This is a genomic window from Reticulibacter mediterranei, assembly GCF_016587455.1.
The window spans coordinates 7808985-7826731 of sequence record NZ_BNJK01000001.1 but is presented as its reverse complement, the minus strand read 5'-3'; the positions used below and the strand labels follow the sequence as shown (position 1 = coordinate 7826731).

10 protein-coding genes and 1 pseudogene are annotated in these 17747 nt (G+C 44.8%); 9 read left to right on the top strand and 2 right to left on the bottom strand.

All coding sequences use genetic code 11. The features are described from left to right. Window positions 1-117: 117 nt before the first annotated feature. The 3 genes from K3T83_RS33440 (at window position 118) to K3T83_RS33430 (ending at window position 5126) form a co-directional block, all read left to right on the top strand. Window positions 118-555: a hypothetical protein gene (locus K3T83_RS33440; RefSeq protein ID WP_220207251.1), complete on the top strand. Its 438-nt coding sequence runs from the start codon at window positions 118-120 to the stop codon at window positions 553-555. Between the two features lie 125 nt (window positions 556-680). Further along, window positions 681-3437, top strand: a complete 2757-nt coding sequence (locus tag K3T83_RS33435; protein ID WP_220207250.1) for a GAF domain-containing protein — start codon at window positions 681-683, stop codon at window positions 3435-3437. 69 nt (window positions 3438-3506) lie between these two features. Continuing rightward, window positions 3507-5126, top strand: coding sequence for a response regulator (locus K3T83_RS33430; protein WP_220207249.1), 1620 nt, complete (start codon window positions 3507-3509; stop codon window positions 5124-5126). 42 nt (window positions 5127-5168) lie between these two features. Here K3T83_RS33430 and K3T83_RS33425 read toward each other — a convergent pair whose 3' ends face one another. Both K3T83_RS33425 and K3T83_RS57375 read right to left on the bottom strand, forming a co-directional pair. After that, complete coding sequence (locus K3T83_RS33425) at window positions 5169-9011, bottom strand: caspase family protein (RefSeq protein WP_220207248.1); 3843 nt, start codon at window positions 9009-9011, stop codon at window positions 5169-5171. Window positions 9012-10249: 1238 nt separating this feature from the next. Then, window positions 10250-10384: a hypothetical protein gene (locus K3T83_RS57375; RefSeq protein ID WP_268963498.1), complete on the bottom strand. Its 135-nt coding sequence runs from the start codon at window positions 10382-10384 to the stop codon at window positions 10250-10252. A 718-nt stretch (window positions 10385-11102) separates the two neighbouring features. Here K3T83_RS57375 and K3T83_RS58070 point away from each other — a divergent pair. From K3T83_RS58070 to K3T83_RS33395, 6 genes and pseudogenes are all read left to right on the top strand, one after another. Further along, window positions 11103-11312 (top strand): annotated as a pseudogene (locus tag K3T83_RS58070) (helix-turn-helix domain-containing protein); the annotation flags it as partial. Between the two features lie 126 nt (window positions 11313-11438). Continuing rightward, window positions 11439-13847: an NACHT domain-containing protein gene (locus K3T83_RS33415; RefSeq protein WP_220207247.1), complete on the top strand. Its 2409-nt coding sequence runs from the start codon at window positions 11439-11441 to the stop codon at window positions 13845-13847. A gap of 20 nt (window positions 13848-13867) precedes the next feature. After that, a complete protein-coding gene (locus tag K3T83_RS33410; RefSeq protein ID WP_220207246.1) occupies window positions 13868-15217 on the top strand; it encodes an FAD-dependent oxidoreductase in 1350 nt (449 codons plus the stop codon). Between the two features lie 672 nt (window positions 15218-15889). After that, window positions 15890-16393 (top strand): hypothetical protein, encoded by a 504-nt coding sequence (locus K3T83_RS33405; protein ID WP_220207245.1) that lies wholly within the window; start codon window positions 15890-15892, stop codon window positions 16391-16393. Between the two features lie 472 nt (window positions 16394-16865). Continuing rightward, the gene (locus tag K3T83_RS33400) at window positions 16866-17288 is read left to right on the top strand and encodes a helix-turn-helix domain-containing protein (protein WP_220207244.1); all 423 of its coding nucleotides are present in this window, start codon (window positions 16866-16868) and stop codon (window positions 17286-17288) included. Between the two features lie 35 nt (window positions 17289-17323). Further along, complete coding sequence (locus tag K3T83_RS33395; RefSeq protein ID WP_220207243.1) at window positions 17324-17698, top strand: winged helix-turn-helix domain-containing protein; 375 nt, start codon at window positions 17324-17326, stop codon at window positions 17696-17698. Window positions 17699-17747 lie beyond the last annotated feature (49 nt).

Genomic DNA, 17747 nt, shown 5'->3' with positions numbered 1-17747 from the left:
TTCCTCATCATAGCTCAATGGACCAAGTTCCAGCTCCAGAGAGAGAAGAAGCATCTAGACAGCAAAGACGCGCACTGATATACTTTCTAGAAGAAAGAGAGAAGTCGAGGTTTCCCAATGCGTTTCCATTTGCTCACAGTAGAGAGTTCGCAGCGCTTCGGCGATCAATTGCATGTTCTGCCACGCGTGCCAATCAGTGGCCTGATTGAGCGGAAACCAAATATGCTGATGCCAATGCCAGGTGAAGGGCTTGAACTCTCTCTGCCCGATGGGCGTATCCTGCATGCTACCATAGCCAGCTTCGGCGTCGAGGGCTGGGCAAGCTTGGATCAGCTTTACGCCGCTGAAGGAGGTCCCGGCAAGGAAGTCTGGAAAGCCGAAGGGAACGATTTCTACACCACCAGCGACCCCTCGAACCCTGTATTGACCCTCACTATTGCTGGAGACCTGAGACCCGAAGATGTGCCACCGGGTACAGAGATCTGGTTGAGCGAGGCCAGATACCAGACCTCAGCCCCTGCCGATACCCACGACCCTGCATGTGGTGACAGCTAGCGTGCGTCTTTGCTGTCTCTCTGCTCTTCCCAAAGTATGCCAAGAAACCATGCGGCATAGCTGCACCATCAGGTACGAAACCTTGTCGTGTCTTCCACTGTTCACTTTTTCTCAGGCAGTTTGAGATGATTTACAAGGTATCGATGGAAAAAACTAGGCGTGGAGCGGTTTACCCTGGTTCGTTCATCTCAATACTCAAGATTGCGGGCAATCTTTCATGTTTGAGGGCAAAAGTTGCTCACATGGTAGGACATTTACCAACTACCCATCATCGCTTTGCCTATCCTCCTCGTATATCTGGTATCATGTTGGATTCATCTTCTTTTCAGTCTATGCTCAATAGTCAACCTGAGGATATCGTGGTACTGGCTCTACATCATATAGAACCTATTTTTGCTAATGAGAGTGAAACTATCTACTCTGCCCTACATAGTGACGCCTCCAATCATCAAGAAAGTTTTCAACAACGTGAGAAAATTCGTTCGATGGCAGTAGTACCACTACGTGTAGGTGATGAATCGGTTGGTGTTTTATTTGTCAACTTTAGACAGCCACAGCGTTTTGATGCTCCCCAAAAGCTTTTTATTGAGGGGTTGGCCCACTATGCAGCCATTGGGATCAAGAATGCACAAGCTTTTGGTACATTGACTCAACGTCGCATACGCGAATTGGAAATTTTACAAAATATCGATCGTGAACTCAGTCGCACATTGGACTTGAAACATGTTTTACAGGCCCTCCTTAGACAGGCCCATGATCAAGTGCCTTCTGAAGAAGCCTCGATTTTACTCACTAACTCGTCTTCGCAGGTTTTAGAGACAGCAGCAGCAATTGGCCGACATGCAGATACTAGCATAATGCAGGTTATCTCTTTACAGGAAACTAAAGGCATAACACGTTGGGTATTGGAGAACAAAAAACCAGTACGCGTGAATAATGTGCATCATGATCTACCATGGAGAGATCTCTATATTCCTGTTGCAGTTGATGTCATCTCAGAATTGGATGTACCGCTGCTCGATGGCGAAGAGGTAGTCGGTGTCCTTAATCTTGAAAGTGTTAGGGAAAGTGCTTTCCTTCAAGAAGATCAAGACTTTTTGCTCACCCTCGCTGGACAAGCAGTGCTCGCGATCAAGAAAGCCCAAGCCTATGAGCGTGAGAAACGCTTAGCTGCTGAAGGGCTAGTTCTTAATCAGATCAGTAAAGAAATTACTAGTCAGCTTGATCCCGTTCACGTATTTGATCTAATATTAGAGAAAGCTCTGGAGTTGACTCACTCCACAACAGGTACTTTATGGCTCTATGACCATGACCGAAACGATTTGTGGATAGTTGCTGAACGCGGCGTTACTAAAAAGAAGAAAGGCCAACGTATCAGTTTGGACCAAGGAGTCGTTGGTCATGCAGCAAGTAAAAAACAGTTACTGAATGTAAACCTGTCTCAGCCTCCTTGGAACGAGACATATACAGACGATACGAATGAAATGCACTCTGAATTAGCAGTACCGATGTTAGCAGGCAGCGATATACGTGGAGTTCTAAGTGTTGATAGTCCTTCTTCGAAGAAGCTTAATGAACGTGATGAACGCCTGTTGCAAGGACTGGCAGATTTAGCTGTTATTGCGTTGCAGAATGCTGAGCGGTATGAGAAAGCTGAGAGGGAATCACAACAATTTCAACTGTTGTACCAAGCAGGAGAAGAACTTGGTAAATTAAGCGATTTGACACAGCTCGAACAGCCATATGATGTCATTCTACGAATTGCAGAGACACATAGCCGAGGTTTTATTGTTATTAGTCGCTATGATGATGAGACCCAAGAACTAAAATTGATAAGAACATCTGGGTCCCAGCACTCTTCGCCTCATCGAACAAAATCAGATGATATTGTCAATCAGCAGGTAACAGAGGAGCAGAGTACTACTGGTATTCAAGATACCAACAATCCTCTAGTGGTCATGGATATTCCGAATTTATCAGACTCTTCAACACATTCATTGATTATTGCACCTATCTTATTTAAGGATCGATACTATGGCAACTTAGAGCTCAAAGATAAAGATCTTAGCTACTTTTCAGGTACTGATGCCAATTTCTACGAAGGATTAGCACAACAGCTAGCGGCTACAATATATAGATTGGAAACTGCACAAGCACGTCAAGAGTTTGAGCAAAGAGCTAAATCTGCTGAGGAAATGAGCTCAATTGGTCAGTTAGCCTTCGAAGTGACACACCGGTTGGACAATGATCTTGGGCTCGTAGAGTCATATGTTATTGACATTCAATTGGAATTAGATGCCCAAGCAGTAGCTAACACTGTTGTCTCCAAGAAATTGGACAACATAGTGCGAGCTACACGAAGAGTCTTGAACTTAAGCAAGGAACTTAAACAAGTGTTAGTCAAGTCAGGAGAAGCGATTGCAGGCGAACCAGTTATCATGCAACCTAGAGCGCTACTCGAAGAAGCTCAGGATATTCTAATATTGCCATCTAACATTCAGATATACATGGAGGTTGAGGATGAAGTGGCTAATGTTCGGGTTATTCCCAGCTTAGTTGCGGATATCCTACACAACCTTGTTGTCAACGCTATCGATGCTATGCCCCATGGCGGTAAAATTAAACTGAGAGCTCGTAACATCGCTCGTTTTGTCGCGCTGGAGGTGATCGATACAGGTACTGGCATTTCTCATCAAAACTTATCTAAAATCTTTGACTTATTCTATTCTACAAAGGGAAGTTCTGGTTTTGGTCTCTGGAGTGCTCGTCGCAATGCTTTCAGAAATGATGGAGATTTGACGGTAAAAAGCGAGCTAGGGCAGGGCACAACCTTTACACTGCTCTTGCCTAAAATTGAGAAGGAAATGCCTGTAGTTAAATAATACTCTCTTTTTGGATAGTATAGTATTGTCCTTCGCGATTAATCAAAGAGGAAAAGGAGATGGTGAGCTATGAAAAAGCAAGGACGGGTGCTAATTGTGGATGATTTGGAGCAGTGGCGTGAGGAATTAGTCGAGACGTTACAACGTGGAGGTTTCCGAGCAGACTCTGCATCTACCGCCGCAGAGGCATTAGAACGCTTAAAAGAGACTATTTATCATGTTATCGTGCTTGATATTAGGATAGACGATTCTGATCCAAGTAGTGTAGATGGTTTAACTCTCCTGAGGGAATTGGAAAAACGAGGACTAAGCGATGCAACGAAAGTTATCATGCTTTCTGCTTACGGTACGATGGAAAATATGCGCACAGCTTTTAGAGAGCACAAAGTTGCGGATTTCCTTTCTAAAGCTGAGTTCAATAACCGGCAATTTCTAGATAACATGCGACAGGTATTTTCTCAAACAGTTAACATTAATTTAGAACTCGACATTCTCTGGAAACATGAAAGTGGACCAGATCTAGCTGTACTTAATCTCGAAGTAGAGGGAAATAGTGTAAAATCTGGAACCTCTTTAAAAAATCAGTTAGTTTTAGAATTGGAAGATTTGCTTTGTCGCTTGTTCTATCAGGCCGAAAGCATTCTGGTATCGCCATTGATGCCAAGTCCGAGAGATACAGGAGTACTGCGAGTACAACCTTTTTACAGTGCTAAAGGAGCCGGAAATGAAGTAATTGTCAAATTTGGTGACTTCCGTTTGATTGAGGAAGAGTATCAAAACTTTAAAGAATATGTTCAACCATTTATTGGGGGCGGACGAAGTACAACTGTTCTCGGATTACGACGCACACCACATCTTGCTGGCATCATTTACTCAATGCTAGGTACAACCAACGATCAATTGATGGACTTTAGTGATTTTTATAGTCATGCTAATACCTCTCAAATAAAGGATACATTAAATCGCCTTTTTAGAGATACATGTGGTGCCTGGTATGCTAATCATAGTCTTTTACAACCTCTTGACTTGACCGCCGATTATCAAAGTCTGCTTGAAGACACGCCTGAAAAACTCGAGAAAATGCTTTCTGAACAGTTCATAAATGTGCAGGTCGAAAAGCAACTTTACTTTAGAAACTTAAGCAGCAATCATACCTTTACAAACCCTTTGTTTGCGATAGCTGGTTCGCATCTAGTGCGCCCAACTTACATCTGTATCACACATGGCGACTTCAATCAGCATAACTTACTAGTGGATAGCGCTGGACATGTATGGCTAATTGACTATCAGGGTACTGGCCAAGGCCATATCTTGCGCGATATTGCCATGCTTGATTCCGTGGTCCGTTTTCAGTTGCTTGCAGCGGAAGAAGCTGTATTGGACGAACGCCTTCAAATGGAGGAAGTTCTTAGCAGTATTGCGCGTTTCAACCAAGTAAAGCATTTGGAAAATAACTTTACTACAGCGAATCAAGCTCTTGCTAAAGCTTATGCTACTGTTGTTTTTCTCCGAACTTTGGCTAGTAAATTAGTAGCACAGAAACCAGATGATGATATGAGCGAATATTATATCGCCTTGCTCTACAATGCTGTGAATACTCTTCAGTATTCATCGCTATCTGTGATTCAACGCGAACATGCCCTCCTCAGCGCAAGCCTGCTAGTGGACCAACTGGGTCTAAACAGTTAAGGCACTCAACCAGGTTTTTATAGCGAAAAATACACTTACTTTTCATTCCATACCTTCTAGCTTCAATTGGTAAAAATGGGGTCGAAATCTAGTCCCTCCCATATCGACCAATATTACATGAGATTTATCTAGCCAATAAATAGCCCCTACCTCGTAGGTAGTTACATATCCTCCAAGAAGGTTCTCTCTTTCGACCCCATCCACGTTCCACACGAATACTTGTCCATGCTGGTCACAAGTTATCATGAGACGCCCGTCAGGAGAGAACGCTATGCTCCTCACTTCACCTGTATGGCCTTTTAACGTCGCTAGCAATTTGCCCGTTGTTGCCTCCCACACTCGAGCCGTCTCATCCTGAGAACCAGTAAGTATCTGTTTTCCGTCAGGAGAGAACACTACGCTCCCCACCTCGCCTATATGGCCTTTTAACGTCGCTAGCAATTTGCCCGTTGCTGCCTCCCACAGTCGGGCTGTGCGGTCAGATGAGCCAGTAAGTATCTGTTTTCCGTCAGGAGAGAACACTACGCTCCTCACCCAACCAGTATGACCTTCTAATGTTGCTAGTACTTGCTTACTTGCTGTCTCCCATAGCCGAGCGGTCTTATCCCAGGAACCCGTTAGTATATGCGTACCGTCAGGAGAGAACGCTACACTCCTCACCCAGCCAGTATGACCTTCTAATGTTGCTAGTACTTGCTTACTTGCTGTCTTCCATAGCCGAGCGGTCTTATCCCAGGAACCTGTTAGTATATGCGTACCGTCAGGAGAGAACGCTACGCTCTCTACAACGTCAGTGTGACCCTCCAACGTCGCTAGCAATTTGCCCGTTGTTGCCTCCCACAGCCGAGCTGTCCCGTCAGATGAGCCTGTGAGCACCAATTCCCCATCTGGGGAGAACGCTACACTCTCTACAACATTCGTATACCCTTCGAAAGTGGTTAGAGACTGCCCAGTAGTTTTTTCCCATAACCGTGCTGTCCCATCAGATGAGCCTGTGAGCACCAATTTCCCATCTGGGGAGAATGTTACGCTCCACACGCCATCAGAGTGACCCTCCAACGTCATCAACAATTTTCTTGTTGCTATTTCCCATATCCTTGCTGTTCCATCAGATGAGCCTATTAACGCTTCCTTTCCATCCGGGGAAAATGCCACACTTCTCACCTCATCATTGTGTTCTTCTGCCACCAACATATGTCCATTCATAGTTTCCCATAACCGTGCTGTCCCATCTTGAGAACCGGTAAGCACTTGGGACCCGTCGGGGGAAAATGCTACGCTTGTTACATAATCGGTATGCCCTTCTAAAAGAATAAGCGGCTTACCCGTTGACGTTTCCCACAATCGCGCTGTTCGATCGGATGAGCCGGTAAGCACTTGAGACCCATCGGGGGAAAATGCTACGCTTCTAATTCTCCCTGAATGACCTTCTAATGTGATAAGTAACTTACCACTCACTGTTTCCCATATGCGCGCTTTAAAATCAGATGAGCCTGTGAGCACCAGTTCCCCATCAGGGGAAAATGCCACACTTGTTACCACTCCAACATGACTCGGAAATATTCTGAGTAATGATCGATCCTCTGCGCCTACTTGGCCCAATTGCCGCAGCCATTGAGAAGGCGATTCGCCCTTTAACAAGGTTTGTCCTTCCTCCAGAGATCGATTGGAAAGCTGCTGATATAGTAATCCTGGAAGAATTGTAGGCCACCACCTTCCATTCCCTAAGAGGTAGCTTTCGCGGTCTAACCATCGCTCTATTTGACCAATTCGATCTGCATGCCCCGTCGCCAAGAGTTCAGCATATTCGCGAGTTGCGCGCGTTTGTTCTAAGCATCGCCAATATCCTTCACGCAAAGCACGACGTTCTAGTCTATTTAGATCTGTAAACTCGGCAATGAGTCGTTCCCCTGCTTGTACTAAAATACTGCTTCCCATTTGAATATCTTCGATCACTAATAGTCGCCCGAATTCTCTCACAAGAGGGTGTAATCGCACCTGATCTCCCGACAATTCTTCTAAAAGGCTTAATTCTAGCAATTGCATACGAGCCATCCCTAATGGCTCGAAGATATCCCCACTATCACCCAAGCCAGCAGCTAGTCCAAGCAGCCAAAGTGGAATGGGAACGGCTTCTGGGAAGTAGGCAGCTAACTTGAATAGACGTTGTGCCCGCTCATCACGCACTTTTTCCCAGCTTAGCCAAAAGGTTGCAAAAAGTGGAGCTGCATCAGCAAACTGTGTCTTAGTAATCTCCAATATACCTCGTTGTCTAAGCACTTCGAATAAGCGAACAAGTGTCACTTGGTGGTCCCGGACCAATAATGATCTAAGATGTACTAGTGCTAAAGGCAAATATCCTACTCCACGACATACAGCACGTGCGGCATTTGCTTCAGAGTCCTGACTACCCACCAATATCTTAGAGAGGAGCGATGGTCTCGTAGTTTCCAGAAGGAGCCTTACGGCTCCTTCTTCCGGTAGCTCTTCAACAAAATGGATCATCACACCAGGCGGTGTGTATGTTATTCGTGAAGTATAAAGGATGGTACATGCGACTTCCCCCCCTGCCAAGGCAGAGAGAATGGACATTTCCAAGGTAGGATCTTCGACGTGATCTAGAATTAGAAGAGCATCTGCATGATCAGCAAGGTAACGACAAAAGTGGCGCGCTCGCCGCACTTCGTTCTCTGGATGAGATACATCATCTTCAAATGGTAAGTACTCTGTATTAGCAGCGAGTTCTGCTAACTGGTGTTGCCATTCAAAGAGAGTAGTTCCCTTTGCCAGCATCCAATAGATGCCAGACGGAAAATGCGCCTCATATCGGTAAGCAAGTTGGATGGCCAATTGTGTTTTACCTATACCACCAAGCCCTACAAGGCCAACTAATCCTAAACGCACCGGTTTCTGTTCGACCCTTTTTCCAAAGAGTATACTTTCTAGTCGCTCAAACTCGCCAGGGCGAGCTTGAAATAAGGGGTTTCTTGGAAAAGGAATATAGTTCCTAGGAGCCTTTCTTGAAACTCGAGCTTTTTTATCATGTAGCAATGCCGCGCTTTTAGGATAGCTTGCGAGAATACATTCTTTCCCTGTTGAATCAGCAATTGATATAACTGGCTTTTGCTCAAGTGGTATCTCGGTTTTTATATATGCTAGCAGATCGTCTAACATGATATGACCTTCGTTTCCCAAGAGCCCATCCACCTCTCCCCGTAATGCCTGCAATAAAAGCTTTGTCATTTTCCCATGCCCGTCCACCTCTCCCGCAGCCTTATCATACCCCGAGGCGGCGAGGGCCACCTTCAATCCACTTCGTCGCATATCGACCTCTGCACCTGGGATCTCAAAGTAGTAAGCGATTTGCCGCCGTAATGTATCGAGAGAGTGGTCAGATCCTGTTCTAATATCTTCTGCGTAGCAGCAATCGAGAATGATTAGCACACAACCAGCCTGTGTGCCTTTGAAGAGTTTATCTCGTAACCAATGCATAGAAACATGAAGCGAGTGATCATCATCTACATCTCTATCATCGAAGTCGGCGGTACCAAGGTATGCTGAGGGGATATTCGAGTTCGATTCAACTATCATCTGCTGTCCATGGCCGCTAAAGTAGAGTAAGAGAAAATCTCCATCAATGCGATCTCGGGCTAGATTGAGTACAGCCCTCTTGACATTAGCACTCGTAGCATGCTCCCCAAGCAAGGGAGGAACTAACAGCTCAAAATCGCAGTGATGTTTGAGAACGTCTGCCATTGACTCAGCATCAGCTATAGCATAACTTAACGAAGGCAAAATGGAATTAGGCACGTTGTTAACGCCGACTACTAAAGCGATTCGCTTCCCCGTCCCTGGCAAAGCTGTAGCATTCATTGAGTTGGACATGGTTGAGGAACCTCACTACGTGTTCAATTATAGCCTCTTTGTCGATCGCATTTTCATCGGTGTTGTAGCTTCCTCCCTCTCATTTACGGTTACTAATATACCTCTGAAACCTTTTTGATCACGCTCTTAATCGGGATTGATACCATCTCGATCTAACTAATAGTAATTTTTATTGAGCTTTCACATTAGTTTTTGTAATTGATTGCCAATTTCAATCACCAGCTAAGTTTCAATACAGCTAAATATATCAAAAATCATACACAATGTATTAAAAGATTACCATTGTTATTAGCTGGAAAGATGACTATCCAGAAAAAGCAATTCTTTACCATTGCACTAATTTATGATCATAGTCTTAAATAAATAACTGCGAGTACATACAATTTAAGGATACGCCATTCTATTTCATTCAGTGCTATTGGGTCTTCATTCTGGTTTTCATATGGTACTTTCTTCAAAGCAGTTATGATATAGCCTAGATTTGCTGAATATGGTCAAAGATTTATAGCGCTAAAATTTCTTTTTATATTAACTACTCACACTATCTACAACACACAATACAAAGATATATAGCGCCCCTCAATTATAGCGTATTTCACTTATATTCTGCTCAGAGAATTTTGATGTTCGTAGGGCAATTATGAGAAGTAATGACTACAGTTGCCCTATTATGAGGGTTAGCACCGCTAACGGAGTTACCTACAACTCACACCAAGCTTACGACTCTCCTGCATTTTAAGTAAATTTCTAGCTTGATCCTAATGATAGCTTTGCATTCACATAGCAAAGCATTGCTCTTAGTGGTTTGCAAAAATACCAAGAAGCATTGGAAGCTGCTGAGCAAGCTGTTAAGCTTAGTTTTGGTAATTGTGAAGCACTCTTTAATAATGCGTTTGGGATCAGCATTGGATCATCCCGCAACGTCTGGAGCGCGTCTGGATACTCTTCAAAGCAAAGCATCGCGTTGCCAATTAAATTCGTCGTGGTTTCATTGCCTGCAACCAGCAGGAGATGCTATTAGTCACGACCTCTCTCATCGATAAAGCTTCACCATCGAGCTTCGTCGAGAGCAACGTGCCGATGATCCCTGGTTGCTTACCGTTGTTGAGAGATCAGCTCCAGAAAATAGCAGCCAGTTTCCATCTGCACCTCTTTGCCTGTTGCGCTGACAAACGCTTTGGACCGCTTCACCACTGGAGACGATCTGCTTCTGGTATCCCCAGCATGTCAGTAATCACTCAGACGGGCAGCGGAAGAGCCAGATCATCGATGATATCGAGATGCTCGGAGGAAACGCCACCAAGCAATTTGTTGACTATCCCTCTTATACGTTCCTCTGAGACGGGACAGGACGTGAATGCTTGTGAAACCACGGCACACACCTGCGTATGTCTTGGAAAGTCTCTCGAATGAGGAGATCAGAAGAAACTTTCTCAATTACCCTAACAACATGATACCTCTCATTTCTTGCATACAATCAGTCAGACATTGTTGTAGAAAGTCATAACAATGTTATACAACATTTTTTCTGTATTTATTATATTGTTTTGTACTAGATATTCTTATTTAGAGAAGACAGATATCATCATAATTGTAGACAATATTCCTTCCTCATGTTATAGTACAAGAAAGCACTAATTCCTGCTTTGGAAAAGGGTATGCTTTTCTCGAACAGACATATGTTTGAGAGTGAAAAAGCACAATAGATATTGTCATCTCTATGTGTTATCTGACAGGCGAATTCCTGTAGAGAGTTTTTTGAAGTGCTTTATCATAATATTTCTGTTATCAAGCATAACTTCAGGTTCGTCTAGCAACGAAAGAAGATGCGTCTTCCTAATTCGCATGGCTAACCACGAACTAGCATTCCAAACATCTGCCATCATCACAGGAAGGATCACAACAGCGTGCCGAATCTATATAAAAACCACTGCAAGTCACTCTCCTATTTTTTATTCCTCTATTGTTCTGCTTTTACCACATGATTTCATTCTTAGCATAAAAAATATACATTATACATGTTTTGTATTTTTTGTTTCTATGGGCTGAAATCGCTCCGCTTGACCCTAAATTTAGTTAGACGAAAAAGGTATACGTTCATCATGTATTTCATTCTTCAATAGAAGGGGAAAAATCATAAGTACCAATAAACAACTCAAAAGTGCTCGACAAGCTAGAGGTCTGACCCAAGCTGCTCTTGCACAGCTTCTCGGTGTAGAAGAGCAAACGGTACGAAGCTGGGAGCGTGGTATCCGTACACCTGGAGTTGAAACCCAAAAGAAGCTTAGCCGCTTCTTTGATTTGACTTCTGAACAACTGGGGTTCCAGCCTAAATCTCCCCTACCCGGTCAGGGGGTCATTGTCCCTCCACATAATCATGCGCCGCCTCTTCATCCATCTCCAACAATAGAGGACAATCGTCATCGCATGCTTAGTAGAATACGATCTCGGTGGATTGAGGGAGTACTCAACAACTCCCTCTACCTTGCCACGCTGATCACGCTGGGATTGCGAGAACAACCCGATGCAGTGGAAAATCCTTGGAGGCTGACGGTTCAGGAGTCGCATCTCCCCTCGCGCCTTTTGCCAGTGGGCACCCGGCTCACCGAGGTCTACGACACTTATGGTGGAGCTTTGCTCATTCTGGGCGAGCCTGGAGCAGGAAAAACAACCTTATTGCTTGATCTCGCGAAGGATCTCCTGGAACGTGCCTCATTTGATGAAACGCACTTGATCCCAACTGTCTTCAATCTTTCCTCATGGACAGAGAAACGCCTCTCCCTGACTGAATGGTTTGTAGAGGAATTGCAGAGCAAATATCAAGTTCCTCGTTCACTTGGGAATGAGTGGGTGGCAAACCACCAAATCTTGCCCTTGCTTGATGGATTAGACGAGGTGGAAGAAACGCAGCAGACAGCTTGTATCGAAATCATCAATAACTATCGCCAGGAACATGGTATGATCCCCATTATAGTGTGCAGTCGCAAAGAGGATTATTTTGCTCAACCTACTCGTATCTTATTGAATACAGCTATTGAAGTCCAACCGCTTACCTCCGAACAAATCGACGCCTATCTTTTTAAAGCGGGGAAAGGACTAGCGGCAGTGCGAGCTGCTCTCCAGGATGATCCTGTCCTCCAAGAAATGGCTTCTACGCCATTGATGCTCAGTACACTTGCATTCACCTATCATGGAATGTCAATTACCGAGATCCTTTCGCAGGCTTCCGTTACTGAGCGCCGTCATACCATCCTCAAAAACTATGTCGAACGAGTGTTGCAACGTCGCGGTCCCACAACAACCTATACACCGCAGCAAACTACTCACTACCTGACATGGTTAGGACAACAACTGCTTCGTCATGGGCAGACAGAATTTTTTGTCGAACGCCTACAACCCAACTGGTTGCCTGAAACTTCCATGCATCGATTTCATCGTACTGTTGTTCGCATGCTTTTTGGTGGGGAAATTCTTATCTTTGCCGCAATACTTGGCTTATTTCGTAGTGATGCAACGCCAACACAACCAGGTTTATTTTCTTGGGGAGACATAGGGCTGGGAAGTAATATACTTGGATGGATGACACCAGGACTTGGAGGAGGCTTTCGGGGGTTTTCGAGCCTCGAAATCATTGTAGCTCTCGTCATGCTCGTAACAGTACTCATAGCAGGAAAAGGGCACATTCCTACATTCTCTTTTTCCTCTTTGTTGCAGAGATTAGGCGCAGGTCTGCGTCTAGGCCTCACCCTCGGAGTGGCCGTCAGCATCATTGCTGGTTTCCTTTTCTTTCCGCTCACTGGGAACATTGGCAATGCGGTTTACCGTGCGATAGGAACGGGACTCTATAGCGGTTTCTTCATGACATTTATCAGCACTCTCATTTTCCTACTCCATCCACTACCCGCCTCAGCTACTCCCAAAGAACCATTGCAATCACTACTCAAACGGCCATATCTTCCTAAAAATCTTTCTCTCCGACTTCTAAACTTTCTACTCTTCAGCGCTTGCGGGGCTATAGGCTCTGGATGTATCTATCTCTGGCAGTATGGCACACTGAATCAATTCGTGATCAGTTATGCCTCGATTGTTGGGCTTTTTTATGGCCTCGTCTTTGGCCTGGCAAATGGAACTAATCTCATTCCTGGTTTAGGAGAAGAAATCAGACCGGCGGAAATCATCCTCTGGTCCTGGAGTACGGTGGGACAACATCTAGCGGACAACCTAAGAAAGAGCGCACTTTTAGGGAGTTATGTCATGATAAGTATGGCACTCATGCTTGCCAGCCTCACCAGTATCTATCAAGGAATAGGGTATGGTCTGCCATTTGGAATAGTCTATGGAGCCATTGTTGGCTTTGTGACCATGATGGCTGGGATGCTGACCGCCACCTTAACCAGCGGATGGTCCAGCACCTCGCTCGCTGAACGCCACTTTCTCCGGCCCAATGAAGGGGTACGCCGGTCTTTTCGCAATGGGCTGATTGCCGGTGGTCTCTTTGGCCTCATTGGAGGCCTTGCTAGTGGGCTTATGAGTGGTTTTGCTTTCGCTCTGGCAGGCATTACCGGCTGGATGACGTTGGGAATTGGGTTAGCCTTCGTTTTTGGGGTCATCTTTTTTGTCCAGTTCCTGACATTTCATGGAGGAATAGCATTTGCCAAACATTATCTCCTTCGGTATTACCTCTGGCGTGCTGGTCATCTTCCCTGGAACTACATCAAATTCCTTGACCATGCCGTCGAACGTATACTGCTCAGAAGGGTCGGGGGGGGATACATTTTTCTCACCGGACGCTTCTTGAGTATTTTGCTGACCTCTCTACATCGTAATATAAAATAGCATCAATATGAAAGTCGTATATGAACAAATCGTATGAACCGCAGAAGAGAACCCACGCCATCGTCATCGGCGGAGGTATCGCCGGTCTCGTTGTGGCACGAGTTCTCGTCAAATATTTTGAAAAGGTGTCACTCATTGAGCGAGACCACTATCCAACAGAGCCGGTCTTTCGTCCTGGCGTCCTTGAGGGACGCCAGGTACATACCATGCAATTGCGTGGGCAACAAGAGTTGGAAAGATTGTTCCCTGGTCTGAAAAAGAAGCTTCTGGCACATGGGGCAGTGGAGCGCGATTATGGCAATGAGACTCATTTCTACTACGGCGCTCTTTGTCCAAAAATTCCTCCCGTCCTTCATGGATGGAATTGTTCGCGCCTGCTACTTGAGTGGACGCTCTATCAGGAAATACAACGTTTTTCTCACCTCAATATTTATGAGGGATATGAAGTCACGAATCTACTTTGCGAGCAATATGAACCAACTGTCAGGGGCGTCCAGATGCGAACACGTGATCCTCTTAGGAACGAATTTCAGGAGATAAAAGGAGATTTTATTGTTGATACCAGCGGGGCATTCTCTCACGCCCCACAATGGCTCGAAACAAGAGGAACCTCTTCTCCACAGGAAACGGTGGTCAACGCATTCATGGGATATGCCACTAGAACCTACAAGATCCCGGCCACCTTTCAGGCAAAATGGAAAGGAATTGCAATTCAAGCAACATCACAGCAGCAACGTGGTGGTGTCCTTATGGAAATTGAAGGAAAACGCTGGATGGCGGTACTCTCAGGAATGGTGAAAGATTATCCTCCCACTGATGAAACAAAATTTCTGGAATTTGCTCGTAGCTTGCCAGATCAGGAACTCTATGAGGCGATTAAAGAGGCTCAACCCATTTCTCCCATTCACGGCTATCGAAGGACAGAGAATCGCTGGCGACATTTTGAACAGCTTGAAGACCAGCCAGAGAATTTTCTGATTCTCGGAGACGCTGTTTGTACCTTCAATCCTATCTATGGACAAGGCATGACTGTTGCGGTTCTGCAAGCATTGGCGCTGGAACAATGCCTACACCACAGGAGGCAGAGGCAGAGGAGACTTGCTCAGATGGTTCAGAAAAAAGTGGCAAGCACAATTGCTTTTCCGTGGCGACTCGCTACTTCAGCAGACGCGCGTTTTTTGTCCGAAGAAAATACCAGCAAGAAGGGGTTTGCGCACTGGTACATTGAGGGTGTGATTGCTTTGCTTCCCTATGATGCACATGTCTTGCTTGCTTTTCTGGAAGTTATGCATTTAGTAAAAGGGCCTGCCGCTCTCCTTCATCCAATGATACTCTTAAAAGTACTTTTTTCACGTTCTAGAAAAGGATGATTTGTCAAAAATAGTAATATTTCTATGAGAAACTATCTCCATCATTGCTCCCCATTGCCTATAAAGTAACACGTAGCACCAGGATGTGTAGACTATAACATACGGCCTACACATCCTTGCATCTCTCCTAGCTCTAACTGTATTTGCTCGGGGAATGTACACATCGCAAATATGACACGTTCCAAATAACAGCTTTATCAAGATCTGAATTGCAAAAAGTTCTGGAAAGCTCTCTGTACTTGGATCACCACCACTGTCAATGATACAGCTCACGCCGCATCATACTTCTTTACCGTAATCGTGTTTGATATCTTTCATATTATACAATACAAATATCGCAAATAAATGCTCATTAATTTTTGTATATTATCACTTTATTGTCCGAATATTGGCCCGTATCGCTATTGTATAGGTGTACTGTGTAGGTTCTGTATCTTCTCAAAAGGAGGGAAAACGGACATACTGAAAAGGAGCGTCATAGCATTGGGCAAGGCATAGTATGTTTAAATGGCTCAGAGATCTGACAATGCAAAAGAGATGTATATTCTTCCATTTGTCCCAAAAATAATAAATGGAGCCAGAGCAGCACGCCCATCACTTCTCTTGCTCAACAGAAGAAAGAGACCTAATGCAGCGCTTTATGAACCGCTAAAAATCAAGAAGGAATGCAGCATGTTGAAGAATACCAACGAACTCACAAAGAGCTTATGCGAGTTACTCCACAGCCAATTTCCTCACGGAACCTTTTTTCTCGACCCTGATGAAACGGCTTTCTTTATTGTCCTTCCAGCACAAAAGCCAAAAATGTGCAAATTCAGCTACAAAGAATGGCAATTATTTTCTACCTTACTCTCGGCCTACCCCTACAGCGCTTCTTTTGAAGAACTGTATGCCAGCGTGTCTAGCTGGTCAATCCAGGAATGCGCAAAGCACCTACAAGAAATCAAACGGCAAGGGAAATCCCTCAAAGACGAGCTTGCTCCCCTCTATGATGGAATCAGAAGTATTCGCCAGAAGCTCAAGCCGTTCCACCTGGATATTAATTCCGTACGAACTCAGGGCTATCTTCTGGGACCACTAGCTAGCACGGTTCCCCGTCACAGAGGACACAACAGGCCCACTCCTTCTATGACCCAGACGGATCTCTGCCTGAGCAATAATACTTCCTGTTCTTGAGTGCTTCCCTTAAGAATGAATGTTTGCGCTGTCATAGTACATTCTCTGTCTACCTTGTGGCTCATGAAGAGGCGGAAACAAGTTATCTTGCATTCCGCCTCTTCATGCACTTTTTTCCTCGCCAGCAAAAGTAAAGATACATTCCTGCAATTTCTATCGAGCATCTTGTCTCTCCCAATTCTGGAAAAAATTGCACAACTTGTTGGAAGCAAAATTCAGGAACAACTACTTTTCTAGCCAACTACTCTTCTGGTAGAATTCTCATGTGGAACAGGCATGAGTCTTAGGAAACACATGGATACACTCTTCAACAATAAAAAGCAGTAAGAACGCTATTAGTAGCAACAATGTCCTTTTCTGAACTTCTGCTTCTATTTGAAATCAGTTTATGAATGCTTCTCTGTAAGTAGCATTACAGGACGAGAAGACATCCTATAATGCTAGTAAGAAGAAAGGATTGACTCAAGCGCTTATGAAGCTCCAATCAACAGATCCATCTTTCTCCTCTTCTTTCACGCAGATTTTCTATGGTCGCTACGAAATTCTTGCTCTCGAATCGATCCATCTGGCCTTTGTCTATGACCATACGACCACCATGATTTATTATCTCGCCTTGACTCCATCAGAATATACAATCCTCTTGCGCCTGGTACAAGAACCAGCAGGTGAGATCGTCCCATTTGAGGCGCTCTTACCTGCCAGTTCCCGCAAAAAGGTATCTCTCGTAGCACCTTATCCAGGGCTTCAGCGCCATATGAACCGTTTGAGAAAAAAGTTGCCCCCTGTCTGGAGGCTTGTTTGCAAACCTGGTGCCGGATATCGATTGCAAATGGTAGCCCCACTTAAAGAGCCACAAAAAACCATTGCATCGCCCTCATCACTGCAAGCAGGCTAAAGATGTCCCTCACGTGTTCATGAAAGGATATTCCTATGAGGAACGGTCTCCAAATGTTTCTAGAGAATGCTACTCTTCAAGAAACGCTGCAACGGACTTCCTGGAAGAGCTACGAGGTGTTCTTGCTTGAAGCAGCACATACGCTCTTCATCTACGATCCAGCCCATGAGACTCTCTTTCACATCAACACGACCCCCAATGAATTTCTTATTTTGACGCGCCTTTTACATGCCCCGCCTAGAGAAGTAATACCATTTCAGGAATTATTTCCATTCGCATCTGAGCAAGCAGGTGGTTCTCCTGCCCCATTGCAAAGGCATATCAGTCGCCTCAAAAAGAAGTTACCGTCTCATTGGATCATTTCTTGTGAAACATGGTTTGGCTATTACTTGTGGGAAAGGGCATCGTAGCGGAAAGCATTCTGCATTTCAATCACCGAAGAGTGAAAGTAAATCCTTT

Bases quoted from the DNA above. Each gene is read 5' to 3' on its own strand.
- K3T83_RS33440 (WP_220207251.1), top strand. From the start codon at position 118: ATGCGTTTCCATTTGCTCACAGTAGAGAGTTCGCAGCGCTTCGGCGAT.
- K3T83_RS33435 (WP_220207250.1), top strand. From the start codon at position 681: ATGATTTACAAGGTATCGATGGAAAAAACTAGGCGTGGAGCGGTTTAC.
- K3T83_RS33430 (WP_220207249.1), top strand. From the start codon at position 3,507: ATGAAAAAGCAAGGACGGGTGCTAATTGTGGATGATTTGGAGCAGTGG.
- K3T83_RS33425 (WP_220207248.1), bottom strand. From the start codon at position 9,011: ATGTCCAACTCAATGAATGCTACAGCTTTGCCAGGGACGGGGAAGCGA.
- K3T83_RS33415 (WP_220207247.1), top strand. From the start codon at position 11,439: ATGCTTAGTAGAATACGATCTCGGTGGATTGAGGGAGTACTCAACAAC.
- K3T83_RS33410 (WP_220207246.1), top strand. From the start codon at position 13,868: ATGAACAAATCGTATGAACCGCAGAAGAGAACCCACGCCATCGTCATC.
- K3T83_RS33405 (WP_220207245.1), top strand. From the start codon at position 15,890: ATGTTGAAGAATACCAACGAACTCACAAAGAGCTTATGCGAGTTACTC.
- K3T83_RS33400 (WP_220207244.1), top strand. From the start codon at position 16,866: ATGAAGCTCCAATCAACAGATCCATCTTTCTCCTCTTCTTTCACGCAG.
- K3T83_RS33395 (WP_220207243.1), top strand. From the start codon at position 17,324: ATGAGGAACGGTCTCCAAATGTTTCTAGAGAATGCTACTCTTCAAGAA.